General features: G+C 65.0%; 22 protein-coding genes, 1 tRNA gene and 2 pseudogenes. 14 read left to right on the top strand and 11 right to left on the bottom strand.

Annotated elements, in window-relative coordinates:
* Positions 1-47: 47 nt before the first annotated feature.
* The 8 genes and pseudogenes from ugpA (at position 48) to WI560_RS00420 (ending at position 8,711) form a co-directional block, all read left to right on the top strand.
* Entirely contained in the window at positions 48-929 is an 882-nt protein-coding gene (gene ugpA, locus WI560_RS00455; RefSeq protein ID WP_257179037.1) for a sn-glycerol-3-phosphate ABC transporter permease UgpA, read from the top strand.
* Between the two features lies 1 nt (position 930).
* Positions 931-1,778 (top strand): annotated as a pseudogene (gene ugpE, locus WI560_RS00450) (sn-glycerol-3-phosphate ABC transporter permease UgpE).
* A gap of 14 nt (positions 1,779-1,792) precedes the next feature.
* On the top strand, positions 1,793-2,881 hold the full coding sequence (locus tag WI560_RS00445; RefSeq protein ID WP_375306457.1) for a sn-glycerol-3-phosphate import ATP-binding protein UgpC: 1,089 nt from the start codon (positions 1,793-1,795) through the stop codon (positions 2,879-2,881).
* A gap of 389 nt (positions 2,882-3,270) precedes the next feature.
* On the top strand, positions 3,271-3,696 hold the full coding sequence (locus WI560_RS00440; protein WP_028133593.1) for an Hsp20 family protein: 426 nt from the start codon (positions 3,271-3,273) through the stop codon (positions 3,694-3,696).
* Positions 3,697-3,746: 50 nt separating this feature from the next.
* On the top strand, positions 3,747-4,019 hold the full coding sequence (locus WI560_RS00435; protein WP_011083553.1) for a DUF1150 domain-containing protein: 273 nt from the start codon (positions 3,747-3,749) through the stop codon (positions 4,017-4,019).
* Between the two features lie 437 nt (positions 4,020-4,456).
* The gene (locus tag WI560_RS00430; RefSeq protein ID WP_375306456.1) at positions 4,457-5,098 is read left to right on the top strand and encodes a TetR/AcrR family transcriptional regulator; all 642 of its coding nucleotides are present in this window, start codon (positions 4,457-4,459) and stop codon (positions 5,096-5,098) included.
* Positions 5,095-7,782, top strand: coding sequence for a molybdopterin-dependent oxidoreductase (locus tag WI560_RS00425; protein ID WP_375306455.1), 2,688 nt, complete (start codon positions 5,095-5,097; stop codon positions 7,780-7,782). Before WI560_RS00430 ends, WI560_RS00425 begins: the two co-directional genes overlap by 4 nt.
* Entirely contained in the window at positions 7,779-8,711 is a 933-nt protein-coding gene (locus WI560_RS00420; RefSeq protein ID WP_375306454.1) for an FAD binding domain-containing protein, read from the top strand. Before WI560_RS00425 ends, WI560_RS00420 begins: the two co-directional genes overlap by 4 nt.
* A gap of 252 nt (positions 8,712-8,963) precedes the next feature.
* Here WI560_RS00420 and ptsN read toward each other — a convergent pair whose 3' ends face one another.
* The 7 genes and pseudogenes from ptsN to WI560_RS00385 form a co-directional block, all read right to left on the bottom strand.
* On the bottom strand, positions 8,964-9,425 hold the full coding sequence (gene ptsN, locus WI560_RS00415) for a PTS IIA-like nitrogen regulatory protein PtsN (protein WP_008141251.1): 462 nt from the start codon (positions 9,423-9,425) through the stop codon (positions 8,964-8,966).
* 217 nt (positions 9,426-9,642) lie between these two features.
* Positions 9,643-10,260: a ribosome hibernation-promoting factor, HPF/YfiA family gene (gene hpf, locus WI560_RS00410; protein ID WP_257179043.1), complete on the bottom strand. Its 618-nt coding sequence runs from the start codon at positions 10,258-10,260 to the stop codon at positions 9,643-9,645.
* 195 nt (positions 10,261-10,455) lie between these two features.
* Positions 10,456-12,099, bottom strand: a complete 1,644-nt coding sequence (gene rpoN, locus WI560_RS00405; protein ID WP_375306453.1) for an RNA polymerase factor sigma-54 — start codon at positions 12,097-12,099, stop codon at positions 10,456-10,458.
* Positions 12,100-12,189: 90 nt separating this feature from the next.
* On the bottom strand, positions 12,190-13,206 hold the full coding sequence (gene lptB / locus WI560_RS00400) for an LPS export ABC transporter ATP-binding protein (protein WP_375308967.1): 1,017 nt from the start codon (positions 13,204-13,206) through the stop codon (positions 12,190-12,192).
* Between the two features lie 414 nt (positions 13,207-13,620).
* Positions 13,621-13,950, bottom strand: a pseudogene (locus WI560_RS00395) (LptA/OstA family protein); the annotation flags it as partial.
* Between the two features lie 200 nt (positions 13,951-14,150).
* On the bottom strand, positions 14,151-14,879 hold the full coding sequence (lptC, locus tag WI560_RS00390) for an LPS export ABC transporter periplasmic protein LptC (RefSeq protein ID WP_257179047.1): 729 nt from the start codon (positions 14,877-14,879) through the stop codon (positions 14,151-14,153).
* 198 nt (positions 14,880-15,077) lie between these two features.
* Entirely contained in the window at positions 15,078-15,692 is a 615-nt protein-coding gene (locus WI560_RS00385) for a ribonuclease D (protein WP_375306452.1), read from the bottom strand.
* Positions 15,693-15,954: 262 nt separating this feature from the next.
* On the opposite strand from WI560_RS00385, the gene WI560_RS00380 reads away from it, so the two are divergent.
* Positions 15,955-17,226, top strand: a complete 1,272-nt coding sequence (locus WI560_RS00380; RefSeq protein WP_375306451.1) for an MFS transporter — start codon at positions 15,955-15,957, stop codon at positions 17,224-17,226.
* 172 nt (positions 17,227-17,398) lie between these two features.
* Positions 17,399-17,860, top strand: a complete 462-nt coding sequence (locus WI560_RS00375) for a DUF1311 domain-containing protein (protein WP_375306450.1) — start codon at positions 17,399-17,401, stop codon at positions 17,858-17,860.
* Positions 17,861-18,148: 288 nt separating this feature from the next.
* On the opposite strand, the gene WI560_RS00370 is transcribed toward WI560_RS00375, so the two are convergent.
* Positions 18,149-18,235, bottom strand: a tRNA-Leu gene (locus WI560_RS00370).
* A gap of 151 nt (positions 18,236-18,386) precedes the next feature.
* Here WI560_RS00370 and WI560_RS00365 point away from each other — a divergent pair.
* Positions 18,387-19,352, top strand: a complete 966-nt coding sequence (locus WI560_RS00365; protein ID WP_375306449.1) for a complex I NDUFA9 subunit family protein — start codon at positions 18,387-18,389, stop codon at positions 19,350-19,352.
* Between the two features lie 75 nt (positions 19,353-19,427).
* Here WI560_RS00365 and WI560_RS00360 read toward each other — a convergent pair whose 3' ends face one another.
* On the bottom strand, positions 19,428-20,234 hold the full coding sequence (locus tag WI560_RS00360) for an undecaprenyl-diphosphate phosphatase (protein ID WP_375306448.1): 807 nt from the start codon (positions 20,232-20,234) through the stop codon (positions 19,428-19,430).
* Positions 20,235-20,403: 169 nt separating this feature from the next.
* On the opposite strand from WI560_RS00360, the gene WI560_RS00355 reads away from it, so the two are divergent.
* The 3 genes from WI560_RS00355 to WI560_RS00345 all read left to right on the top strand — a co-directional run bounded on the left by WI560_RS00355 (position 20,404) and on the right by WI560_RS00345 (position 23,175).
* Positions 20,404-21,096: a glutathione S-transferase family protein gene (locus tag WI560_RS00355; RefSeq protein WP_375306447.1), complete on the top strand. Its 693-nt coding sequence runs from the start codon at positions 20,404-20,406 to the stop codon at positions 21,094-21,096.
* The gene (gene queG / locus WI560_RS00350) at positions 21,045-22,232 is read left to right on the top strand and encodes a tRNA epoxyqueuosine(34) reductase QueG (protein ID WP_375306446.1); all 1,188 of its coding nucleotides are present in this window, start codon (positions 21,045-21,047) and stop codon (positions 22,230-22,232) included. The genes WI560_RS00355 and queG overlap by 52 nt, the downstream gene beginning before the upstream one ends.
* 145 nt (positions 22,233-22,377) lie before the next feature.
* Positions 22,378-23,175 (top strand): acyl-CoA thioesterase domain-containing protein, encoded by a 798-nt coding sequence (locus tag WI560_RS00345; protein ID WP_375306445.1) that lies wholly within the window; start codon positions 22,378-22,380, stop codon positions 23,173-23,175.
* Between the two features lie 150 nt (positions 23,176-23,325).
* Here WI560_RS00345 and WI560_RS00340 read toward each other — a convergent pair whose 3' ends face one another.
* Together WI560_RS00340 and WI560_RS00335 are read right to left on the bottom strand one after the other, a co-directional pair.
* The gene (locus WI560_RS00340; protein WP_375306444.1) at positions 23,326-23,796 is read right to left on the bottom strand and encodes a nuclear transport factor 2 family protein; all 471 of its coding nucleotides are present in this window, start codon (positions 23,794-23,796) and stop codon (positions 23,326-23,328) included.
* Positions 23,797-24,009: 213 nt separating this feature from the next.
* Positions 24,010-24,822 (bottom strand): alpha/beta hydrolase, encoded by an 813-nt coding sequence (locus WI560_RS00335; protein ID WP_375306443.1) that lies wholly within the window; start codon positions 24,820-24,822, stop codon positions 24,010-24,012.
* Positions 24,823-25,006: the final 184 nt, after the last annotated feature.

Raw genomic sequence — 25,006 nt, 5'->3', positions numbered from 1 at the left:
GGCGACAAGCGGCAGGCCGGTCGCCCGGCCTGCCGCGCTGGGGCATCATGCAGAAGCAAGCCATTTTCCAGTCGAAGCTGTTGCCCTATGCGCTGGTTGCGCCGCAGCTCGCGATCGTCCTGATATTCTTCTATTGGCCCGCCTTGCAGGCGATGATCCAGTCGTTCCTGCTGCAGGACGCCTTCGGCCTGTCGACCACGTTCGTCTGGTTCGAGAACTATATCGACCTATTCAAGGACCCCGCCTATTTCGAGGCGATCCTGCGCACCTTCTTCTTTTCGTTCGCGATCGCGGTGTCGTCGCTGTCGTTTGCGCTGCTGCTTGCCGTGATGGCGGACAAGCCGCTGCGCGGCTCGATGCTCTACCGCACGCTGCTGATCTGGCCCTATGCGGTGGCGCCGCCGGTCGTCGGCGTGCTCTGGATCTTCATGCTGCATCCCTCGCTCGGCGTGCTCTCGCGCTACCTGCGCGCCCTCGGCGTCGACTGGAATCCGCTGCTCGACGGCAACCAGGCCGCGACCCTGATCATCCTCGCCGCCGCCTGGAAGCAGATCTCCTACAATTTCCTGTTCTTCCTCGCCGGCCTGCAGAGCATCCCTAAGAGCGTGATCGAGGCCGCCGCGATCGACGGCGCCCGCCCGATGCGGCGGTTCTGGACCGTGATTTTCCCGCTGCTGTCGCCGACCATCTTCTTCCTCCTGGTCGTCAACATCGTCTACGCCTTCTTCGACACGTTCGGCATCATCGACACCATGACCCGCGGCGGTCCGGGCAAGTCGACGGAGACGCTGGTCTACAAGGTCTATACCGACGGCCTGCTCGGGGGGAACCTCGGCAGCTCCGCGGCGCAATCGGTGATCCTGATGATCATGGTGATCGTGCTGACGGGCATCCAGTTCCGCTTCGTCGAACGCAAGGTGACCTACTGATATGGTCGAGGAAGAAGGCTTTCGGCGCTACATCGCCCACATCATCCTCTGGATCGGGATCGCGATCGTCGCCTTCCCGGTCTACCTCGCCTTCGTCGCGTCGACGCAGGATAACGCGGTGATCGCCAACGGCCAGATGTCGCTGCTGCCCGGCGGCCATTTCCTCCAGACTTATTACCAGACATCTTCGTCGGCACGAGCGGCTCGACCCGCGAGCCGGTCGGCAACATGATGCTGAACTCGCTGGTGATGGCGCTCCTGATCGCGGTCGGCAAGATCGCGATCTCGATCATCTCGGCCTATGCGATCGTGTATTTCCGCTTTCCGTTCCGGATGGCGCTGTTCTGGCTGATCTTCATCACGCTGATGTTGCCGGTCGAGGTGCGCATCTATCCGACCTACAAGATCGTCGCCGACCTGCACATGCTCGACAGCTATGCGGGCTTGTCGCTGCCATTGATCGCCTCGGCCACCGCGACGCTGCTGTTCCGCCAGTTCTTCATGACCGTGCCGGACGAACTGCTGGAAGCCTCCCGCATCGACGGCGCCGGCCCCTTCCGTTTCTTCTGGGATACGCTGCTGCCGCTGTCGCGCACCAACATGGCGGCGCTGTTCGTGATCCTGTTCATCCTCGGCTGGAATCAATATCTCTGGCCGCTCTTGATCACGACGCGCGACGATATGCAGACCATCCAGATCGGCATCCGCAAGATGATCACCACCACCGACGCGCTGACCGAATGGCCGATCGTGATGGCAACCGCCGTACTGGCCATGCTGCCGCCGGTGCTCGTCGTCGTCGTCATGCAGAAGCTGTTCGTGCGTGGACTGGTCGAGACGGAAAAGTAACAAGTGAGTTTTTGATGGCTAACGTCACCCTGCGCAACGTCCGCAAGACCTATCCCGGCGGCTTCGAAGCCATCAAGGGCGTCGACGTCGATGTCGGCGACGGACAGTTCTGCGTGCTGGTCGGGCCGAGCGGCTGCGGCAAGTCCACGCTGCTGCGCATGGTCGCGGGCCTCGAGACTGTCACCGGCGGCGAGATCGACATCGGCGGCCGCATCGTCAACGGGATCGAGCCCGCCGATCGCGACATCGCCATGGTGTTCCAGAACTACGCGCTCTATCCGCATATGAGCGTGTACAACAACATGGCCTACGGCCTGCGCAACCGCGGCATGGCGGAGGCCGAGATCAGGACCCGCGTCGAGCAAGCCGCGCGCGTGCTCGAGCTCACATCGATGCTGGAGCGCAAGCCGCGCCAGCTCTCCGGCGGCCAGCGCCAGCGCGTCGCCATGGGCCGCGCCATCGTGCGCCAGCCGAAGGTGTTTTTGTTCGACGAGCCGCTCTCCAACCTCGATGCCAAGCTGCGCATCGCCATGCGCGTCGAGATCCGCAAGTTGCAGCGCCGGCTCAACACGACGTCGATCTACGTCACCCACGACCAGCTCGAGGCGATGACGCTCGCCGACATTCTCGTCGTGATGAACGGCGGCCAGGTCGAGCAGGTCGGCAATCCCCTGGCGATCTACGAGAAGCCGGCGACCACCTTCGTCGCCTCCTTCATCGGCGCACCGCCGATGAACCTGATGTCGACGCGGCCCGAGGAGATCCGCTCGCAGCTCGCCGGCAGCGCGGCGGCCGACGCCGGCATTCTCGGCATCCGCCCGGAAGATTTCGTCATCACCGACCAGACCCCGGCCGGCGGCGTCGCCTTGCCGCTGACCGTGGAAGCGATCGAGCATGTCGGCGCCGAAACCTTCGTCTACGGCCGCCGCGAGCAGGAAGAGCAGCACGTCGCCGCCACCCCCGGCGAGCTGCCGCCCGGCGAGATCATCGTCCGCATCCCCGGAACCGACGCCCCCGCCATCGGCGCGAAAATCCGGGTCGCGGCGGTGCGCAACAAGCTGCACCTGTTCAGTGGCGACGGGCGCAAGCGGCTCGAAGCCTGAGGGGTTCCGAGGCCCTCCAAACCAAAAACTACGAAAACAACCCCATGCACAGTAGAAGGGGCCTTGTTTTCGTTCGAGAAATTCATTCGAAAATTCGTCATGCCCGGGCTTGTCCCGCCTGCGCGGCCGAAGCCGCTTCGGCGCGGCGAAGGCCCGCATCCACGTTCTTGGCGCAACGAGCAAGGTCGTGAATGGCCGGGACAAGCCCGGCCATGACGATCCGGAAGCACTTCACTGATATCGGCCGGAGCCACGGGCTGAATCGCTCATCCACAGCGTCCCGGCTACCTGCTTGAACCCACACGGGAACATGCCCATATTGCTGATCAAGGGGTGCCACTTGCGGGCCCCGACACACCAAAGTCGCTTCTGCGAGGACTTTGTAAACTATGTCTCGTGTTCCCACGTTATCCAGTCCGTTCCTTCTGGGCTTCGACGAGATCGAGCGCGTGCTCGACCGCGTCGTCAAAGGCGCCGACGGCTACCCTCCCTACAATATCGAGAGGTGCGACCGATCGGACGGCCAGCCCGAGCGCTTGCGCATCACGCTGGCGGTCGCCGGATTTACGCGCGACCAACTCGATGTAACCATTGAGGAAAACCAGCTCGTGATCCGCGGGCGTCAGCAGGACGACAAGTCCCGGCAATACATCCATCGCGGCATCGCCGCGCGCCACTTCCAGCGCACCTTCGTGCTGGCGGAGGGGATGCTGGTGCTGGGTGCGGATCTGAAGAACGGGCTGTTGTCGATCGATCTGGCCCGGCCTGAACCGGAGAGGATCGTTAAGACAATCGCTATCAATGAGCACGAATAATGGAACGAGTAGCGGACTCGACCGCTTAGTGTTCCAGAGGAGTCGAGACCATGAGTGAAGGTCACGTTGCGTTCGAATACGAAGCCAAGAACGTCTCGCCGGAGACGCTGGCAACCCTCGGCGAAGGCCATATCGCCTATGTGAAGCAGATCCGCTCGGAAGACGTGCCGGGCCTGTTTCCCGAAGCGCCGAAAATCGCGCCGGGCCTCAAGCTCTTCGCGCTCCACGCCGCCGACGGCACGCCGATCATGCTGACCGACAGCCGCGAAGCCGCGGTCGCCAACGCCTGGAGCAACGAACTGCAAGCGGTGAGCGTGCACTAAAGCGCGCGCACGTCGCACGATTAGGGTTTCAAGCGGGCATGCCTTCGCAAGAAGGCATGCCCGTTTTCGTTTGAGACGTGATGTTTTCGCGTCGCCACCGCCAGCCAACGGGAATTCGGCGATGTCCCGCCCGCGTGCGGAGCTATCGCATATGACTTGTGGCGGCGGTCTGCGCGCACGCCTCGTCCTTCGAGACGGCGCTGACGCGCCTCCTCAGGATGAGGCTAATCAGCATCAGTGCCCGTCGAGACTGCTGCCGCACACTCCGACCTCATCCTGAGGAGCCCGCCTCAAGCGGGCGTCTCGAAGGATGGACGCGGGAAAAAGCTCTCAAATGCGATTCCTCTGCGCGTCGGGCGGCTCTTGGCTCATGCGCGCAGGAGACCCTCATCAATCCGTGATTTGACAGTTCATTCGAACTTGTCAAATCTGACAAAATGCAGGCCAAGGCCCCTCCCCAGGACCGGATCCTCGACGCCGCCTTGCGCGTGTTCCGGCGCCACGGCTTCCGCCGCTCTTCGATCGAGCTGGCGGCGGAGGAAGCCGGACTGACGCGGCAGGCGCTCTATCATCACTTCGCCTCCAAGGAGGCGCTGTTTCGCGCCGTGCTCGAGCGGATCTACGCGCAGGGGCTCGCCGCCGAAATCGCGGCGGCGAAGGCGGCGGAAGAAGCGGGCCTCGATCTTGCCGACATCCTGGTCGCCGAGATCGGCGCGCGAATGCAGTCGCTGCTCGCTTCGCTCAAGGACTCGCCCCACACCGAGGAGCTGTTTTCCGAGCACCTCGCGCAGGCGCGCGACCTCTACCAGAGCTATTCCAACCGTTTCGCCGACGAGATCGCAACCACGATCGCGCGGGTGTGCCGCAAGCGAAAGCTCAAGCTTGAAAGCGGCGTCAGCGTGCGCGAGCTCGCGCGCTGCGTCGAGATGGCGATCCACGGCACCAAATCCGCTTTCCCTTCCATGCAGCCGGTCGACGCGTTCCTGAAGCAGCTCGAGACCATGTTGCGCATGCTGATCGCCGGCGCGATGGCGCCGTCCGCAAAGAAGTCCCTTCGCAAAACGGGAGTTCGAACATGACCACCACGACCATCAATGGACGGCCTCTGGCGCTGCCCGACGATCCGGATGCGCTCTTGATCGACGTGATCCGCGATGGCGGCCTTACCGGCACCAAATTCGTCTGCGGCTCCGGCGTCTGCGGCGCCTGCACCGTGCTGCTCGACGGCACGCCGGTCGTGAGCTGCCTGTTGCCGGCGCAGGCGGCTGCCGACAAATCGCTGACGACCATCGAGGGCGTCGGAGCGGCCGGATTGCATCCGGTGCAGAAGGCGTTCATGGCGCACGATGCCCTGCAATGCGGTTTCTGCACGCCCGGCTTCGTCGTCGAAGCCACCGCCTTCCATGACAGCTGGCGCGCGACCAAGGGCGCGGCGACTCCCTCGCGCGAGGAGATCGCCGCCGCGCTATCGGGACATCTCTGCCGCTGCGGCGCCTATGAAGGCATCTATCGCGCCGTCGCCGAAGCATGCGTGGGCCGCTTCGACGGCAACGAGCCCATCGCGCCGCGGCTGGAAGCCCGCGACAAGGTGACGGGACTGGCCCGCTACACGGTCGACATCCACCATGACGGCCAGCTCGAAGGCGTCATCCTGCGCGCGCACGTCGCGCATGCGAGGATCACCGGGCTCGATCTGGCACCGGCGCGCGCCATTGCCGGTGTTGCCGCGGTCGTTCCGCTGCTCGGCGATGACAACATGGTCCGCTTCGTCGGCGCGCCGATTGCAGCCGTCGCGGCCAAGGATCGCCGCACCGCACTGAAGGCAATCGCCGCGATCAGCTTCAAGCCCGAGCCTTTGCCCGCGGTGATCGGGCTCGATGCAGCGCGACGCGACGATGCGCCCGTCGTGTTCGAAAAGAAGGACCGCAAGCGTGCCGGCAACGTGTCGGAGGGCGCCGGCGGCGCTCCGGTGTCGTGGAAGGGCAATGTGCGCGGGCCTTCGGCGCCGTTCTCGCAAAAGGCCAAGCAGGCCAAGAGCTGGCTCGACGAGGCGCGGGCGCAACGCAATCCGCTGCTGGTCGAGGAGACCTTCCGCGTCTCGACGCAACAGCACGCCAGCCTCGAACCACATGCCGCCGTGGCCAGGTTCGATGGCGATCAGCTCATTGTGCACATCTCGACCCAGGCCATTCACGAGAGCATGGAGAAGATCGCCAAGCGTTACGGCCTTTCGCACGACAAGGTACGTGTGATCGCTGATCATGTCGGCGGCGGGTTCGGCTCCAAGGGCAGCGTTGGGCTGGAGACCATCGCCGCGATCGAGCTTGCGCGCGCCGCGAAGGCGCCGGTGCGCGTCGCGTTCGATCGTGAAGAGGAGCTTTCCGTCACAGGCTATCGTCCGGCCGCCGAGCTGAAGCTGTCCTTGCTGCCTTCGGCGGAAGGCCGTCTCAAGGCGCTGTCGCTCACTGCCCATGCCGACACCGGCGCGGCCGTGAACTCGCTGATCGCGGGCCTGGCGCGGCTGATCTATCCAGCCGAAGCCAAGGAGCTCGTCGATTTCGACGTGCTCAGCAATCTGCCGCCCGGCGCGCCATTCCGCGGCCCCGGCGGTCCGCCGATGTCGTTTGCGCTGGAGCAGGCGGTCGACGAAGCGGCGCTGCGCATGAAGATCGATCCGATTGACCTGCGCAAGCTCTGGGACCCCGATCCCAACCGCCAGCGATTGTACGACTGGGCGGCCGGCCTCGAGGTCTGGAAGAACCGCAAGCCGGCCGCCGCGCAGACCGGCCGCTACCGGCGCGGCGTCGGCGTCGCCACCGGCTACTGGCTCTATCTCTGGCAGACCGGCTCCTCGGTCGAACTCGCGATCAAGGGCGGCCGCATCGTCGCAAGCTGCGCGGTGCAGGATATCGGCACGGGCACCCGCAGCGTGATCGCCAACACCGTCGCGAAGGCGTTCGATCTCGAGCCGCAGGATGTGGACGTTCGCATCGGCCGCTCCAACCTGCCCCCCGGGCCGGGCTCCGGCGGCAGCCGCGTCACCGCCTCGGTGGTGCCGCCAACCTTGCTCGCCATCGACAAGCTGAAAGCGGAAATCAAGCGCTCCGCGTCTCGCACACCTGCTCCCGGCTCGAACGCGCCGTGGCGCGAGATGATCGCGGCTTCCCCTGATATCACCGTGTCGGCGAAACGCCAGGAGGACGGCAAACCGCCGCCCGGGGTCAGGCCCGCGCTGCACGAGGCGGGCATCATGGGCCGGGTGTTCGGTTGGGTGCTGCGCCTGATGAACCACATGGTGGTCGGCGCCGGCGTGCCGAGCTCGGTGCAGGTGATGGAGGTCGAGGTCGATACCTGGCTCGGCCATGTGCGCGTGCTCAAGGCCTATACGGGCCTCGCGATCGGCAAGCTCGCCGCGCCGATGCTGGCGCGAAGCCAGGCCGCGGGCGCGGTGATCCAGGGCATCGGCTACGCACTCTATGAGTCGCGGGAGACCGATCCCTTGAGCGGCCACATCCTGAGCGGCAGCATGGAGGACTACCGCATTCCGGGAATTGCCGACATGCCGAAACTGGACGTGCATTTCGACGAGGCCGGTTTCGAGCATGTGCCGGGCGGCAGCGTCGGCATCGGCGAAGTCGCCACCGTGCCGACCTCGCCCGCGATCGCCAACGCCATCCGCGATGCGATCGGCGTCAGACTGACCGAAATTCCATTCCGGCCCGATCGGCTGGTGGCCGCGCTGAAAGGGAGGGATGCAGCATGAGTGTCGCCGTCATGACCGCCAACCCTACTGCAAAGCCCGCGCCTGAATTCCGCGCCGGAGGTACCGACTTCAGCGAACGCCGCCGCAGCGGGGTGTCGCAGGGAATGCCGATCGATATCACGGCCACCGGCGACAAGACGATCACCTGGGACGCCAACGGAGCCGCCCGGATCGGCGCGCTGACCACCATCGCCATGGTCGCGACGGATGCGCGCATCGCCGCTGCCTATCCCGGTGTTGTGGCGAGCGCGCAAGGCCTTGCCACGCCACAGGTGCGCCACGTTGCAACGCTCGGCGGCAATCTCGCGCAGCGTTCACGCTGCTGGTATTTCCGCCGGGCCGACATCGATTGCCTGAAGAAAGGCGGCAGCACCTGCCCTGCCCGGTCCGGCAATCATCTCTATGGTGTTGCCTTCGATCTCGGCGACTGCGTCGCGCCGCATCCCTCCACCATGGCGGCGGCTCTGCTCGCCTATGATGCGACCATCACCACGGACCGGCGTAGCGGATTGACGATTGCCGGCCTGCTCGGCGACGGCTCGGTCGCGCACGCCGATCATACACTCGCAGCCGGCGAGATGATCAAGAGCGTTGCGCTTCCTGCTCCGCTCGAGGGCGAGCGCGCGTCCTACAGGCGGGCGATCAGCCGGACCTATGCGGAATGGCCGCTGGTGGAGCTCTGCGCCCGCGTCGTGATCGCAGGCGGCAGGTTCCAGCTCGTGCGTCTCGCTGCTGGCGGCGTCGCACCCGTGCCGCTTCGCCTCACCGCGGTGGAAGCCCAGCTCAGCGGCAGGATAGTCGATGCGGCATCGATTGCAGAAGCGGCGAAAGCGGCGAGCGCGGGTGCCAAACCATTGCCGATGACGGCCTACAAGCTCGATCTTCTGCAAGGGCTGGTGCGCGACTTGCTGGAGCGGCTTTCGGATTAGCCGGTCGCGCACGCCGCGAAGCCGCTGCAGCCAAGGCCTGTAGCAATGAGCGATAAGCGTGCGCTGAGCACGCGCTTCGCAGGAAGCAATTCGATCGGGCATGACTTCGCAGGAAGGCGTGCCCGTTTTCGTTGTGAGCGGCTTCGAAAAGTTCGTCGTCATGCCCGGGCTTGCCCGTGCATGACGACGCTGAGAGTTCAACGCCTCAACAGAGAGTCTCGATCGTCACGGTGTGAGGCGGTGGAGTCGACTTTACGCCGCGGTCGCCGGCGGCAACGCCAGCACCGAATAGATCGCCTGGGCATCGCGCGAGGCGCGGAGCTTCTTGGCGATGTCCTGGTCGCGGAGCAGGCGGGCGATGCGCGCGAGCGCCTTGAGGTGATCGGCGCCGGCGCCTTCGGGCGCGAGCAGCAGGAAGACCAGATCGACCGGCTGGCCGTCCATGGCCTCGAAATCGATCGGGCGGTCGAGCCGCGCGAACAGGCCAAAGATCTTTTCGAGCTTGGGCAGCTTGCCGTGCGGGATGGCGACGCCATAGCCGACCGCGGTGGTGCCGAGCTTCTCACGCTGCAGCAGCACCTCGAACACCGAGCGCTCGTTCTGCCCGGTCAGCTCGGCGGCCTTGGCCGCGAGCTCCTGCAAGGCCTGCTTCTTGCTGTTGACCTTCAATGCCGGGAGAATCGCCTCGGGTGCGACCAGATCGGTAATCGGCATGGAGGCTTTCCGAGGTGAATTAAACCGTCAGGTTCCGATTTGGCCCCGCTTGATAGACCAAGCCGGGCCGGCGTCAATAACATGAAGCAGGAGGCGGACTTAGCCCGATCCAGATGTGGGGGGCTTCTACTCCAACGCAATCCCGGTGCCAACTCCCGCGTGCGGCTTTGCCGCGGTCATTGTTAAGGCCCGGAATCGTACGGACGTCCGCCCTGGCCTAACCGCCCGGCTTGCCGTCGACCTTGCCGTCCACCTTGGCCCCCGGTGGATCAATCCAGCCGACATTGCCGTCCGCCCGGCGGTAAATGATGTTCACCCGGCCCGAGGAGCCATGCTGGAATACCAGGCAAGGTGCGCCGCTGAGGTCGAGTTCCATGACCGCCTCGCTGACCGAGAGCTGCTTCAACGACGTGGTTTGCTCCGCAATGATCACGGGGCTGTAGCCGGTGACTTCTTCTTCGTCCTCTCCGGGCGCCTCGAGCACGTAAGCCGTCGCGTCGAGCGCAGCCATGGCCTCGGAGGCGACATGGGCCTTGCGGGCGGAGCGGTCCTTGAGCCGGTTCTTGTAGCGGCGCAGCCGCTTCTCGATCATCAGCAGCGCCTGGTCGGCGCTGGCATAGGCATCCGGCGCGTTCGAATCGGCCTCCAGTGTGATCCCGGAATCGAGATGCAGGGCGCAATCGGTGCGGAAGCCGAAGCCGTCCTTGCTGAGCGTGATGTGGCCGGAATAATTACCGTCAAAATATTTGCGCAGCACCTCGTCGGTGCGATCGGCAACGCGGCCGCGCAGGGCCTCCCCGACGCTGATGCTCTTGCCCGAAATCCGAAGGGTCATGGATGCCTCGCTTGGTTTGCTCCTCGGCTGCGACGACGTCATCGCAGCCGAAGTCGTTCCCTGCGCATGATCTCCCCACGAACACTTTCCGCGTTGGTCGGGAGAGGAAGCCGCCGTGCACTTTTCCGGATCATGCGCGTGCCTGGATCGGTTGCAAAGGGGAGCCGAGAGTAGCGCGATTTCGCGCCGGCGCAATCAGGCCGGTTCGGGGTTGCGCGAGCGATCGGACAAGGCGGTGGAGAGGACGTTACCAAGGGCGCTCTGCTTGTCGCGGCGGCGTTGCACCGAGGAAGGAATGCGCATGGCTTCGCGGTACTTCGCGACCGTGCGGCGGGCAATATCAATGCCCGAGGCGCGCAAGCGTTCCACGATGGTGTCGTCGGACAGGATCGCGCTGGGCTCTTCCGAATCAATCAGCTGCTTGATGTGATGGCGCACCGCTTCGGCGGAATGCGCCTCGCCGCCGTCGGCCGAGGCGATCGAGGCCGTGAAGAAATACTTCAGCTCGAACGTGCCGCGATTGGTCGCCATGTACTTGTTGGCGGTAACGCGCGACACCGTGGATTCATGCATCTGGATGGCGTCGGCGACGGCCTTCAGATTGAGCGGGCGCAGATGCGCCACGCCGTGGGTGAAGAAGCCGTCCTGCTGGCGCACGATCTCGGTTGCAACCTTCAGGATGGTGCGGGCGCGCTGGTCGAGCGCGCGCACCAGCCAGGTCGCGTTCTGCAGCGCGTCGGTGAAATAGGACTTGTCGCCGTCCTTGCCGATCTTCTTCGACAGCTCGGAATAATAGGTCTGGTTGACCAGCACGCGCGGCAAGGTGTCGCTGTTGAGCTCGACATGCCAGCCGCCGTCGGGACCCGGGCGGACATAGACGTCGGGCACCATGGTCTGCATGCGCGCCGAGCCGAACTTCATGCCGGGCTTGGGATTGAGGCGGCGGATCTCGCCGATCATGTCGGCGATGTCCTCGTCGTCGACGCCGCAGATCTTGCGCAAGGCCACGATGTCGCGCTTGGCGAGCAGATCGAGATGCTCGACGAGAGCCTGCATCGCGGGGTCGTAGCGGTCGAGCTCGCGGAGCTGGATCGCGAGGCATTCGCTTAAGCTCCGCGCGCAGATGCCGGGCGGATCGAATTTCTGCAGCACGGCGAGGACGGCCTCGACGTCGGCTTGCGATGCGCCAAGACGCTCGGCGGCCTGGCCGAGATCGGGCGGCAGATATCCGGCCTCATCGACGAGGTCGATCAGGTACTGGCCGATCATGCGCTGCGCCGGCGCGGTGAAGGCCACCGAGAGCTGCTCGGCGAGATGGTCCGAGAGCGTCATCTCCGCGGCCACGAAGGCTTCGAGATTGTAATCCTCGTCGCCGGAGGCGCCGCCGCCCCATTCCGTATAGGTGGTCGGCGCGGCGTCCTGGGCGTTGCGCGCCGCAGCCTCGGCGGGCTCCTCGGAGAAAACGTTGTCCAGGCCCGTATCCAGGGTCTGCTCGATCTCGGCGCGGGTGCCGAGATCCTTGCTCATCCATTCTTCCTGGCCCGCCTCGAAACCGTCCGCGCTGCCGCCAAAGCCGTCGTCAGCAAGACCGTCGCCGTGGCCTTCTCCCTGGCCGCCGGCCTCCTCGCCCGCGCCGTACTGGCTGGCCTCGCCGGGGGTCTCGCCCGCGGGGGCCTCGTCATTGGCCCGTTCCAGCAGCGGGTTCCGCTCCAGCTCCTCTTCCACGAAGGTGGTGAGATCGAGATTGGACAATTGCAGCAGCTTGATCGCCTGCATCAGCTGCGGCGTCATCACCAGTGACTGCGATTGCCGGAACTCTAATCTCTGCGTGAGGGCCATGAAGCAAGAACCGTTCCCAAAAATTGGTCCGATTTTTGCTTATCTTAGTCCAGGCCCGATGTACATGTCTTGACGAAACGCAAAAACGGGCTAGAGGCGGAATTCCTCGCCAAGGTAAAGGCGGCGCACGTCCGGATCGGCGACGATCTCATCCGGGCTCCCCTCCGTCAGGATTTCCCCGGCATAGACGATATAGGCGCGATCGGTGAGGCCGAGCGTCTCGCGCACATTGTGGTCGGTGATGAGCACGCCGATGCCGCGATTGGTGAGATGGCGGACGAGGTCCTGGATGTCGCCGACCGCGATCGGGTCGATGCCGGCGAAGGGCTCGTCGAGCAGCATGTAGTTCGGCCGCGTCGCCAGCGCCCGCGCGATCTCGACGCGGCGGCGCTCGCCGCCCGACAGCGCGATCGACGGCGATTTGCGCAGCCGCGTGATGTTGAATTCGTCGAGCAGGGAATCCAGCTGCTGCTCGCGCTTCTTGCGCGAGGGCTCGACCACTTCGAGCACGGCGCGGATGTTCTGCTCGACGGTGAGGCCGCGGAAGATCGAGGCTTCCTGCGGCAGATAGCCGATGCCGAGCCGCGCACGCTGATACATCGGCAGTTTCGTGACGTCGTGGCCGTCGAGCTCGATCGCGCCGCGATCGGCCTTGATCAGGCCGGTGATCATGTAGAACACGGTGGTCTTGCCGGCGCCGTTCGGGCCGAGCAGGCCGACCGCTTCGCCGCGGCGCACATAGATGCTGACGCCGCGCACCACCTGGCGGCTGCCGAAGGCCTTTTCCACGCTATGCACCGCCAGGAAACCCGGCCGCTTCAGCAGCTGCGGCGCGCCGGCGCCATTGGACCTGCCGGCAGCCCTGACGGGGTGGACAGGCTGCGGACGCGGCTCGGGTTGATAGTCGGCTTCGTAGCCGCCCTGATAGTCAGCCTGGAACTGATCGGGCGCACGCGTCTGGCCGCGGGCGAGCGGCGGCGCGTCGCGGATCGGGCTGGTCACGAGCCCGCCGACACTGTCGCCGAGCGCGGTGATGTCCTGCCGCGCAAATCCTGGCCGGCCGCGCTTGGCGGGGCGCCGACGGAACATGCTGAAGAGATCGACCATCCCCGCCTTCCAGCCTTTCGCGACGATCCTGCGCGGAACTCGCGCGATCTGCCGCAGCGGCCTTCGATTCGCCGATGCAGCATGAGTGAAGGGATGTCTCATGCCCAGTGAAACACGCCCGAAAAGCGGTGGACCCCGCCTCGAAGCCTTGTGCGCTAGATACAGTCTCAGCGGCCAAGCTTCAACCTCGGTTCGGCCGCCCCCGAACCAAGCCGTTGAATTATTTCGGTTTACTTGCACCGGGCAATTGCAGAGGCGGCGCCCCGCCGGGCTTGCTCCCCTGGCCGCAATCGCTGCGCCGCCCTGCGGCAGCAGGGCCTGAACCCGGCCATTGTCGGATTCCACCCGCGACACGCCTGTCGTCATGTCGACCATCAAGCGGTCGCCGCGCAGCACATTCTTGCACTGCGTCAGGACTACCTGACCGGAGCCGCCGAGCATGGTGATGAGATTGGTCCTGGTGTCGAACACGGCGGTATCGCCTGTCACCACCTGGTCCTTCTGGGTGACCACGACATTGCCGCGCGCCTCCAGCCGCTTGATCGAGGAGCTGCCGCCCGGACCCGGCTGCGCCGACTGCATCGGCGCGGACTTGGCGCCTTTTGCGGGTGCGGGCTGCGGCGTGGCGGGCTTGTCGCCGCCGGATTCGTAGAACACCACCAGCGTCTTCGAGGTCATGGTGGTGTCGCCCTGGACGACCTTGACGTTGCCGGCGAAGGTTGCCTCCTTCTTCTTGTCGCGCATCTCGAGCGAGGCGGCCTCGATCTGGATCGGCTGGTCGCGGTTCTGCGTAAAGCCCTGCATCGCATTGGGCACGCCCTGCATCGTGCTCTGCGCGATGGCGGCGCTGCCCGCGACCAGCGCGATCCCGGCTGCAAGTGCAGCCGCGCCGATGATGGCGCACCGCTTGTGGTCGCTGCGCGAGAAGATCCTGGTCATGAAAATCATCTTGAGTTGGCAGACTTGTTCTGAGGCGTACGTGTCTTTGCCGACGGCGCAGGCTCGACCGGCGCAGGCTGTGCGGCGGCAGGCTCGTCCAGCTTGTCCAGATGCATCACCACATTGCCTTCGAAACGGATGACGTCGCCGCCTTCCGTAATTCGCAAGCGATCGGCGCTCAGCGTGCCGTTGGTCAGCTTGACGTCGACACGCTCGTCCGAGGAGACCGTGCCCTTGTTCATGTCGACGAAGGCCGAGTTCAGCCGCGCCTCATAGCCGGTGGAGGTGCGCAGGAAGATATCCTTGTGCAGGTCGAGCTGCTGCTGCTTGTTATCGAAGCGGCCGGTGCGGGCATCGAGCAACAGGGTGGATTGATCTTCCATCAGCACTTTCGCGCGCAGGTCGTTGAGATCGACATGGTCGGGATCGGTGATGTCCTGCGTCGCGGTCTTGGCCCAGAGCTCGTAGGGCCGCCGATCCGGCGTGAAGCCGGACAGATGCGGCGATTCCATCGTGATCTTGGTGCCCGACACCACCATGTTTTCGACCGTGAGCGGCAGCTCCGGAATCCTGAACTTGTTGAAGAACGCGATGTAGATGATCACGGCCATGGCCACGACCACCGTCGCGGGGACCCCAACCCGCAGAATCCGCACCAGACGGCTGTGGCGCGCCGCGCTGGCAAACTTCGCCGCGAGCGCGGCGTCGTAGGTGGGATTGTGGGCCGAATTCACCTGAACTCCTGAGGTGTCGCACGCCAAGCCGGGTCGAGGGCGCCCCCATTGTACCCGTCGCCGCCGCAAGATGCAGCCGCGGACGTAAACCTTGGACGTAAGCCTTGGCACATAAGCCTTGACGTATCAGGCTTGGACAGGCCGCAGGAAAGTGTCCGAAACGGGGCGCAGACCGGAGTCTACCCGGCGTTCGAGGGCTCAGGAATGCGCGAAAATGTCCTCTTCCGCCCAGCCCTGGAGGTCGAGCAGGGCCCGGGTCGGCAGGAAGTCGAAACAGGACCTGGCGAGCTGAGCGCGGCCTTCCCGGACCAGCATGGCATCCAGCCGCTCGCGCAAAGCGTGCAGGTGCAGCACGTCGGAGGCGGCGTAGGCGAGCTGCGGCTCGGTCAGGCTGTCAAAACCCCAGTCGCTGGATTGCTGCTGTTTGGACAGATCGACATTGAGCACCTCGCGGACGAGGTCTTTCAGGCCGTGGCGGTCAGTGTAGGTCCGGGTCAGGCGCGAGGCAATCTTGGTGCAATAAATCGGCCCGGTCATGACGCCGAAGGTCTGGTACAGCACCGCGACGTCGAACCGCGCGAAGTGGAAGATTTTTGTGATGGCGGGATTGGCCAGAAGGGCCTTCAGATTCGGCGCGTCGGTATGGCCCTTGGGGATCTGCACCACGTCGGCGCTGCCGTCGCCGGGCGAGAGCTGCACCACGCAGAGCCGGTCACGGTGCGGATTCAGCCCCATGGTCTCGGTGTCGATCGCCACCGCATTGGTGTAGCGCGTGAGGTCGGGCAGGTCGCCGCGGTGCAGGCGTACGGTCATGGCGTTTCAGAACCTCGGGTCGAATCGGTTGTGTCGGCACAATAGCTAATTCGGATTGCCGGCGGTGTAGCCATTGCCGGCGGGCCGCGCAAGCAAGCTTGCGCGGGGATGGGCCGCGCCTTGGCCGGCGGGCTGTTGCCTGAATCCCACAACCCGGCCTGAGCTTCATATTCCCATGCAATCTAGGCCATGCGCACGTAGACATCGTCCCGGCCGACCCCATCTGCCAGTTTTGCGCTCCCTCCCCATCAATCAGGTGAACATGACCGAACAGACGCTCGCTGCGCCTATCGACACCCCATCGGAACGCCCGCGCGGCTTCTCGCGCTATCAGGCGCTTCTCATCGCGCTGCTCGCGTTCACGCAGTTCACCATCATCCTCGACTTCATCATCATGTCGCCGCTCGGCGCCATCCTGATGCCCGCGCTCGACATCACCGCCGCCCAGTTCGGCGTCGCGGTGTCGGCCTACGCGTTCAGTGCCGGCATCTCCGGCGTGCTGGCCGCCGGTTTTGCCGATCGCTTTGATCGCAAGCGCCTGCTGTTGTTCTTCTATGTCGGCTTCACGCTCGGCACCGCGCTCTGCGCGGCTGCGCCGAACTTCCATGTGCTGCTGCTCGGCCGGATCGTGACCGGATTGTTCGGCGGCGTGATCGGCGCGGTCGTGCTCGCCATCATCACCGATCTGTTCCCGCTGCATATCCGCGGCCGCGCGATGGGAATCATCCAGACCGCGTTTGCGGCGAGCCAGGTGCTCGGCATTCCCGCCGGGCTGTTTCTCGCCAATCGCTGGAGCTGGCATGTCTGCTTCATCGCGATCGTCGTGGTGTCGATTGCGGCCATCGCCGTCATCGCCTTCGCCATGAGGCCGGTCGATGCGCATCTGAAGCTGAAGCAGGACAGAAGCCCCTTCCACCATCTGGTCGCGACACTCGCGCAGCCGCGCTATTCGCTGGCGTTCGCGGTCACGACGCTGCTGGCGACCGGCGGATACATGCTGATGCCGTTCTCCAGCGCCTTCACCGTGAACAATCTCGGCATCGACATCACGCATCTGCCCACGATCTATCTCGTCTCCGGCCTGTTCAGCATCGTCACGGGGCCGCTGGTCGGCCGCGCCAGCGACACGTTCGGCAAGTATCCGACCTTCGTGTTCGGCAGCGCGGTGTCGGTGATCATGGTGCTGATCTACACCCATCTCGGCCACGTCACGCTCGCGACCGCGATCCTCGTCAACGTGCTGATGTTCGTCGGCATCTTCTCGCGCATGATCCCGTCGCAGGCGCTGATGTCGGCGATCCCCGATCCCGACCAGCGCGGCTCGTTCAGCGCCATCAGCGCCTCGCTGCAGCAGCTCTCCGGCGGCCTCGGCTCGGTGCTCGCCGGCGCGATCATCGCGCAGGCGCCCGACGGCGCGCTGCTCCATTTCGACCGGATCGGCTACGTCGTCGTCGCCACGACGCTCATCGCGCTGGTGGCGATGTATTTCGTCCAGAAAGCGGTGGCGGAAAGGGTGGGGAAGACGGTGGTGTGAGGGGACGGTCCACTGATACCTGTCCCGCGCGCAGCGTGAGCTGCCACCTCTCTCGATCTAAGGCAGATCTCATCCTATGCCACACCCAGGTGAACCAACGCTGGGCCTTCGATGACCAAAGCTTCGATGCGCCGAACGGAGATCTCCAATGAAGCTCAAACTTGCCGCCGCGATGCTCGCCGCAAGCCTCCCGCTCGCATCGATGGCTTTGGCCCAAGGCACCGCGCCGGCCGACCTTGCAGTGATCGATGCCTGCCTGAAGACCGCGGAGAAAACCGGCGGTTTTGGCGGCGCATGCGTCGGGCTCGTCGCCGACCCCTGCATCAAGGCGGCAGATGGCGCAAATGACGACGTCGCCAAATGGAAAGCCTGCGCGGCGCGCGAACTCGCGGTTTGGACGCAGAAAACCAGTGAGGCGCTCAAGAAAGTGAAGGCCGGCGGGTTCACCGATGTGATCAAGGCCGCCGAGGAATCTCAGAAAACTTTCGCCGCCTCGCGTGATCGCTTCTGCGCGGCCTTCGACAAAGTCGATCCCGGCATGTACAAGGGCGGCGCGAGCTACTGCCGCCTGCGCGAGACCGCGAACCACGCGCTGAGCCTGATCAAGCTCGGCGCTGCGGTGAGCGAGCACTGAGACCTCTTAGCCGCTGGTCGTCATCAGCTTTGCCGGCCTTTTGCCCCATCGCGACGAGGGCTTCGGCCGCGAGCGCGGTGGACGTCGTTCATGGATGACCGGGCAACGGCTGTCGGCGCGTTGCCGAGCGATCGGCCAAGCCAGCCGCCCCAGCTCGCCTGCGATCTGAGTCGGGCCGACGAGCGGTGGAGGCCATTCGGTACACATCAGCGCTGTGTCCCGGTTTTGGGACCGATCAGCGGCTCAAATCCCATGCAAATGAGCGATTTCAAGCGCTTGAACAGGATGTGGTGCCCAGGAAAGGACTCGAACCTTCACGGCCGTTAAGCCACTGGCACCTGAAGCCAGCGCGTCTACCAATTCCACCACCTGGGCATGCCGTTTGGGGCACGGAGGCGGTTACTACGGTTCGGTGACGCCGTTGTCAATTCATGCTTGAAGCCCGGTTCGGGATGCCGATTGCGCATCGCAAACCGGCCCGATACAAGCCTGACAAGACGCACTCTTTTCCGCAGGAATGGCTCCCATGGCATCGAATCTGGACACGCTGGTCACGGTTTTCGGCGGTTCGGGATTTTTGGGCCGGAATGTCGTCCGTGCCCTGTGCAAGCGCGATTATCGGGTCCGGGTCGCGGTGCGGCGACCGGAACTGGCCGGATACCTCCAGCCCTCCGGCCGGGTGGGGCAGGTCCACACCGTGCAGGCGAATCTGCGCTATCCGGCCTCGGTCGAGGCGGCGCTGCGGGATTCGCACGTCGTGATCAATCTGGTCGGCATCCTCGCCGAGGGCGGCGAGCAGACCTTCGAGGCGGTCCAGGCCAGGGGCGCCGAAACGGTCGCCAAGGCGGCGGCCGCGGCCGGCGCCGGCCTGGTCCATGTCTCCGCCATCGGAGCCGATGCCGAATCCCCCTCGCACTATGCCAGGGCCAAGGCGGCCGGCGAGGCGGCGGTCCTGGCCGCGGTGCCCTCGGCGACGATCTTCCGCCCCTCCGTGATGTTCGGCCCCGAGGACCAGTTCACCAACCGCTTCGCGGCGCTGGCCCGGATGTCGCCGGTGCTGCCGCTGATCGGCGGCGAGACCAGGATGCAGCCGGTCTATGTCGGCGACGTCGCCACCGCGGTCGCCGACGCCGTCGACGGCAAGGCCAAGGCCGGCGCGACTTACGAGCTCGGCGGGCCCGAGGTGCTGACCATGCGCCAGATCATCGAAATCATCCTCGAGATCACCGACCGCGAGCGGATGCTGGTGCCGCTGCCGTTCGGCCTTGCCCGCTTCCAGGCAGCCTTCCTGCAATTCGCGCCGGGCGCGTTCAAGCTGACACCGGACCAGGTCACGCTGCTCGAGCGCGACAACGTCGTGTCGGAGGCGGCAAAGGCCGCCGGCCTGACGCTGGAAGGGCTCGGCATCGCCGCCGATTCGCTGGAAGCGATCGCCCCGCAATATCTCTGGCGGTTCCGCGCAGCCGGGCAATTCCAGCGCAAGAGCGCGTGAGGGGTCGTCTCTCCGTCGTCATGGCGGGGCCTGACGAGCTTCAGCGTTGAGACTGCTGTAACCTGAACTTCGAGGCTACTGCCCGAGCGCCAGCGCGATCAGGCCGAGCGTGCCGACGATGACACGCCACCAGGCGAACAGCACGAAGCCGTGGCGGGTGACGTAGGTCAAGAACGTCTTCACCACGATGATGGCGGTGATGAAGGACACCACGAAGCCGATCGCGACGATGCCCATATGGTCCGTCGTCATCTCGGCGCGGCTCTTGTAGAAGTCGTAGGCGAACGCGCCGATCATGGTGGGGATGGCTAGGAAGAACGAGAACTCCGCCGCCGCGCGCTTGTCGGCCCCGAGCAGCATCGCAGCAACGATGCTGGCGCCGGAGCGCGATACGCCGGGAATCATCGCCACGCACTGCGCGATGCCGATATAGAGATACATCAGAAGCGGAAACCTGGTGGCGTCATGCTCGCGCGGCTTCAGCTCGAGCTTGTCGATCCAGAGCAGGATGGCACCGCCGACGATCAGCGTGAAGCAGATGACCCAGGGATTGAACAGCAAGGCCTTGATGTACTTGCCGGCGACAAGGCCGACGATCACGGCCGGCAGGAACGCCACCAGCACGCCGATCACGAAGCGGCGCGCATCGGCATCGCCCGTGAACATGCCGATCACGACGTCCCAGAGCTTCCTGAAGTAGAGCCCGACGATGGCGAGGATCGCGCCGAGCTGGATCAGAACCGTGAACGAATCCCAGAACGCGCCTTCGCCGAGATGGAAGAAGCGCTCAGCGAGCAGCAAATGGCCGGTCGAGGATACGGGAAGGAACTCGGTCACACCCTCGATGATGCCGAGGATCACTGCCCGTAGTGCGTCTGACATATTTACGGTCCATTTCGGCTTGAAAAGCGGGGCTCTTCTCGCCTATTCGCCCCCATGCCGCAATCGCAAAATGCGAAATCACGCCCTTGCCTCGCGGTTATGAAGGACTAGTGTGGCGGCGCACAAACATTGATGGATTCTTAAGCACCATCAAATAGTCAAAGGCTTCATGTTTACGCTGTTTCATCATCCGTTCTGTCCGCATTCGCGCTTCATCCGCCTGATCGCGGGCGAATACGGGCTTGACCTCAAGCTGGTCGAAGAACGCAGCTGGGAACGGCGCGAGGCATTTCTGCTGCTCAACGCCGCCGGCACGACGCCCGTCATGGTGGACGACGACCAGCCGCCCGTGCCGGGCGCGGCGATCATCGCCGAATATGTCGACGAGGCCTACGGCGCCGAGATGGGCGTGAAGCGCCTGATGCCGGAGGCGCTTGCCGAGCGCGTCGAGGTGCGCCGGCTGATGGCCTGGTTCAACGAAAAATTCTTCGAAGAGGTCTCGCATCCCCTCGTCACCGAGCGCATCTACAAGCGCTTCATGAGCGAGGAGAACGGCGGCGGGCCGCCGTCTGCCGACGTGATGCGCGCCGCCAAGGCCAATGTGCGCTATCATCTGGCCTATATCGGCTGGCTGGCGCAGACCCGCAATTTCCTCGCCGGCGACCGGCTCACTTACGCGGATCTCGCCGCCGCGGCGCATCTCTCGGCGATCGACTATCTGGGCGACGTGCCATGGAGCGAGGACGACGCAGCAAAGGCGTGGTACGCGCGGGTGAAATCCCGCCCCTCGTTCCGTCCGCTGCTGAGCGAATGGCTGGCCGGCGTGCCGGCATCGCGGACCTACGTGGACCTGGATTTCTGAACTCCGATCCGACTGAACTGAAGACGGCGCTCAAGCGCGAAGCCCTCGCGCTCGGCTTCGACTGCATCGGCATCACCGCACCGGGCACGATCGAAGCGGCCGGAAAATACTTTCTCGAATTCATCGCCTCCGGCGGCCATGGCGACATGGACTGGCTCGCGGCGCAGCCGGAGCGCCGCGTCGATCCGCGCGGACTGTGGAACGACGTGCGCAGCGTCATCATGCTCGGCGTCAATTACGGTCCCGATTCCAATCCGCTCGCGATCCTGAAGCAGCGCACGCGCGCGGCGATCTCGATCTATGCGCAGGGCGACGATTATCACGACCTCATCAAGAAGCGGCTGAAGGCGCTGGCGCGCTGGTTGGTCGCGACCGCGCCGTCGGACGTGAAGGTGTTCGTCGACACCGCGGCGGTGATGGAGAAGCCGTTGGCGCAGGCCGCGCATCTCGGCTGGCAAGGCAAGCACACCAATCTCGTCTCGCGTGAATTCGGCTCCTGGCTGTTCCTCGGCGCGATCTACACCACGCTGGAGCTGCCGCGCGACGCCGCCGAGATCGATCATTGCGGCTCGTGCCGGGCATGCCTCGAGATCTGCCCGACCGCGGCCTTCCCGGCGCCGTACAAGCTCGATGCGCGACGCTGCATCTCCTATCTCACGATCGAGAACAAGGGACAGATCCCGCGCGAATTCCGCAAAGCCATCGGCAATCGCATCTACGGCTGCGACGATTGTCTCGCCGCCTGCCCCTGGAACAAGTTCGCGCAGGAGGGACGCGAAGCCAAGCTCGCCGCGCGCGACGAATTGCGCGCGCCGTCGCTTGCCGAACTGGCACGGCTCGACGATGCCACCTTTCGTGCGCTGTTCACGAAGTCACCGGTGAAGCGCATCGGTCGCGACCGCTTCTTGCGCAACGTGCTGATCGCGATCGGCAACTCCGGCGAAGCCGCGCTGGCGGCCGAGGCGCGGCGATTGCTGGACGATGAGAGTCCGCTGGTGCGTGGGGCGGCGGTGTGGGCGCTGGGGCAGTTGCTGGAGCGAGAAGAGTTTGAGGCGACGAAGTCCGCTGCTGCGAGCAGCGAGCACGACGAGAGCGTGCGTGAGGAGTGGCAGGCAGCTATTGACCCCTCATCCTGAGGAGCGCGCCCGAAGCGCGCGTCTCGAAGGATAGAGGCCGAGATGCACCGGCGGGGCCTGCATCCTTCGAGACGGCGCTTCGCGCCTCCTCAGGATGAGGATCGTGGACCTTGATTTCCCTCTCCATTCCCGCAATCTCGCGCGCATGACAAACATGCCTTTCTTCACCCGCGACGGCGATACATTCCATCCGACGGAAGTGGCCAATGGTCCCTGGGATCCGAAATCGCTGCACGGTCGCGTCATCGTCGGCCTGCTCGGCTTTGCCATCGAGGAGCGCCATTCCGGTCCCGACTTGGTGCCGGCGCGGCTCACCGTCGACATGTTTCGGCTGCCGACCATCGACAAGCCGATCGATGTGACGACGCGCCTCGTGCGCGACGGTCTGCGCATCCGCGTGGTCGAAGCGGAATTCGTCTCCGGCGGGGTCAGCATGGCGCGCGCCTCCTGCCAGCTGCTGCGCAAGACGCAAAATCCCGAAGGCAACGTCTGGTCGCCGCCGAACTGGGAGGTGCCGAAGCCGGACGAGATTCCGAAGCCGACCGATCCGAGGCTCGGCATGAACGGCAAATGGACGACGCGTCCGATCGTCGGGCACATGGGCTCGCTCGGGCCGCGCCGGCTCTGGATGAGCGAGGTGCGCGAACTCGTTGCCGGCGTGGCGATGACGCCGTTCGTCCATGTCGCCGTTGGCGCCGATTTCGCCAGCCCGTTCGCCAATGCCGGCGACAAGGGCCTCGGCTACATCAACAGCGACGTCACGATCTATCTGCACCGACTTCCGGTGACGAAGTGGATCGGCTTCGAGGTGGTGAACCATCACGCCACCGATGGCGTCGCGATCGGCGAATGCTGGCTCTATGACGAGCAGGGCCCGATCGGCACCGCGACAGTCGCCGCGCTGGCGCAGCGCAAGCCGATGGCAAATCCGTCGAAGCGGTAGGAGCGCGCGCCGCCCTCTGTCCGTCATTCCGGGGCGTGCGAAGCACGAGCCCGGAATCCATTCCTCCTCCTAGTCTGACGCCCGATGGATTCCGGGTTCGCGCTACGCGCGCCCCGGAATGACGAGAAGAGAGAACGGCGCCCGAAGAGGCTACGTCAGATGCCGCTGCATCTCCGGTCGCGCCTTGAGCTCGGCGCCCTGCTTGGCGACGATCTTGGCGATGCGTTCCGGCGCGAAGTTCAGATCGACGAACGCCGGCGCGGTGTTGGCGACCTCGTGATAGCTCGCGATCTTTCCTGCCTTCAGCGTCATGATCGCGACGCCTTCGAACATCGCCCGCGCGCCGTTCGCTTCCGGCAGCGTCGAGCGATAGCTGAAGGTGTAGCGCGCATAGAGCGTGGTGCCGTCCGAGACGGGATCATGCATGTCCCAGCGGAAATCGGTCGCGGTGCGGTAGAACCAGTCGTCGATCATCGCGGCGATTTTCGCGCGGCCTGCGAAGGCGCCGTAGAAGACGTCGTGATAGACGCCGTCCTCCGTAAACAACTCGGCGAAGGCGCGGCCGTTGCGCTGCTCGACGGCGGCGCAGAACGCGCGCAGCATGGCGGTGGTGTCTGTCATTGGCGCTTCTCCCTCACCGATCCCGGTCATGCCCCGGCTTGCCGCCTTCGCTAAAGCTTCGGCGGCCGAGCACCCCTGCTGACCCCGGCGTAGCCTTGGCGGAGACGGGACCGGGGCATCCAGTACGCCGCGGCTTCTCAGTTCATCACAATGGCCGCGGCGTACTGGATCGTCCGCCTTCGCGGACGATGACACCGCCTGTTTGGAGATATTTCACCCGATCTCCGCGACCGCTGCAAGAATGCGGGCGATGTCCTGCGGGCGGGAGAGGCGGTGGTCGCCGTCCTGGATCATGGTCAGCACGACATCGTCGGCCGGCAGACGGTGCGTCAGCGCGAAGGCGTGCTGCCAGGGCACGTCGGGATCTTTCGCACCTTGCAGGATGCGGACCGGGCAGCCGAGATCGATGGCGCTGCCGAGCACGAGATGGTTGCGGCCTTCCACGATCAGGTTCCGCGTGATCGGATAGGGCGAGCCGTCGCCATAGTCCGACGGCCTCATCCAGACGCCCTTGGTCTCGATCTCCTGCTTCACCGCCGGCGAAAAATTCTTCCACATCAGTTCTTCGGTGAAATCAGGTGCCGGCGCGATCAGCACGAGCCCGGCAAGCGAGGCCTTGGCTTGTTGCTTCTCCTCCTGTTGCTGTTGCCGCTTCTTGATCTCGCGCGCGAGCAGCAGCGCCATCCAGCCGCCCATGGACGAGCCGATCAGAACCTGCGGGCCCTCGCAGAAGCGTTCGAATACCGCAACGCTGTCCTCGAGCCAGCGGCCGATGGTTCCATCGGCGAAATCGCCGCCGGATTCGCCGTGACCGGAATAGTCGAACCGGACCATGGCGCGGCCATGATCCCGGGCCCAGCCGTCCAGCGCCACGGCCTTGCCGCCCTGCATGTCCGACTTGAATCCGCCCAGCCAGACCAGGCCAGGGCCGCTGCCTGCACGGTGGCGGACCGCGATCCTGCGTGCGGACGGCCCCTCGCCCACATCGATGAAGTCGGGCACGGCATCGGGAATTGGATCGGTCATGGAACGTTTACTCTGACTGTGCGGTTTGAGCTGTCGGGGGCGCCTTCTGCGGCGCAATCGGATGCGGCATTGGCCCTTTGGGACGCTTGCGGAACAGAAGCAAGGTGTCTATGTCGATCAGCGTGCCCGGGCGTGGCCAAAATGCCTCGCATTTGAGGGTTTTTCGCTTCCCGCACGAGCGACT

It is taken from the genome of Bradyrhizobium sp. A11 (assembly GCF_042077125.1).
In the GTDB taxonomy this organism is placed as follows: domain Bacteria; phylum Pseudomonadota; class Alphaproteobacteria; order Rhizobiales; family Xanthobacteraceae; genus Bradyrhizobium; species Bradyrhizobium japonicum_B.
Note: the sequence above shows the minus strand (reverse complement) of the source record. Positions and strands in the feature narration are given on the sequence as shown.

Bases quoted from the DNA above. Each gene is read 5' to 3' on its own strand.
- WI560_RS00360 (WP_375306448.1), bottom strand. From the start codon at position 20,234: ATGTCAGACGCACTACGGGCAGTGATCCTCGGCATCATCGAGGGTGTG.
- WI560_RS00340 (WP_375306444.1), bottom strand. From the start codon at position 23,796: ATGACAGACACCACCGCCATGCTGCGCGCGTTCTGCGCCGCCGTCGAG.
- ptsN (WP_008141251.1), bottom strand. From the start codon at position 9,425: ATGCCGATTACCGATCTGGTCGCACCCGAGGCGATTCTCCCGGCATTG.
- lptB (WP_375308967.1), bottom strand. From the start codon at position 13,206: ATGGTCGATCTCTTCAGCATGTTCCGTCGGCGCCCCGCCAAGCGCGGC.
- WI560_RS00435 (WP_011083553.1), top strand. From the start codon at position 3,747: ATGAGTGAAGGTCACGTTGCGTTCGAATACGAAGCCAAGAACGTCTCG.
- rpoN (WP_375306453.1), bottom strand. From the start codon at position 12,099: ATGGCCCTCACGCAGAGATTAGAGTTCCGGCAATCGCAGTCACTGGTG.
- queG (WP_375306446.1), top strand. From the start codon at position 21,045: ATGGCTGGCCGGCGTGCCGGCATCGCGGACCTACGTGGACCTGGATTT.
- WI560_RS00335 (WP_375306443.1), bottom strand. From the start codon at position 24,822: ATGACCGATCCAATTCCCGATGCCGTGCCCGACTTCATCGATGTGGGC.
- hpf (WP_257179043.1), bottom strand. From the start codon at position 10,260: ATGACCCTTCGGATTTCGGGCAAGAGCATCAGCGTCGGGGAGGCCCTG.
- ugpA (WP_257179037.1), top strand. From the start codon at position 48: ATGCAGAAGCAAGCCATTTTCCAGTCGAAGCTGTTGCCCTATGCGCTG.
- WI560_RS00440 (WP_028133593.1), top strand. From the start codon at position 3,271: ATGTCTCGTGTTCCCACGTTATCCAGTCCGTTCCTTCTGGGCTTCGAC.
- WI560_RS00430 (WP_375306456.1), top strand. From the start codon at position 4,457: ATGCAGGCCAAGGCCCCTCCCCAGGACCGGATCCTCGACGCCGCCTTG.
- WI560_RS00355 (WP_375306447.1), top strand. From the start codon at position 20,404: ATGTTTACGCTGTTTCATCATCCGTTCTGTCCGCATTCGCGCTTCATC.
- WI560_RS00380 (WP_375306451.1), top strand. From the start codon at position 15,955: ATGACCGAACAGACGCTCGCTGCGCCTATCGACACCCCATCGGAACGC.
- WI560_RS00420 (WP_375306454.1), top strand. From the start codon at position 7,779: ATGAGTGTCGCCGTCATGACCGCCAACCCTACTGCAAAGCCCGCGCCT.
- WI560_RS00425 (WP_375306455.1), top strand. From the start codon at position 5,095: ATGACCACCACGACCATCAATGGACGGCCTCTGGCGCTGCCCGACGAT.
- WI560_RS00385 (WP_375306452.1), bottom strand. From the start codon at position 15,692: ATGACCGTACGCCTGCACCGCGGCGACCTGCCCGACCTCACGCGCTAC.
- WI560_RS00345 (WP_375306445.1), top strand. From the start codon at position 22,378: ATGACAAACATGCCTTTCTTCACCCGCGACGGCGATACATTCCATCCG.
- WI560_RS00375 (WP_375306450.1), top strand. From the start codon at position 17,399: ATGCTCGCCGCAAGCCTCCCGCTCGCATCGATGGCTTTGGCCCAAGGC.
- WI560_RS00445 (WP_375306457.1), top strand. From the start codon at position 1,793: ATGGCTAACGTCACCCTGCGCAACGTCCGCAAGACCTATCCCGGCGGC.
- WI560_RS00365 (WP_375306449.1), top strand. From the start codon at position 18,387: ATGGCATCGAATCTGGACACGCTGGTCACGGTTTTCGGCGGTTCGGGA.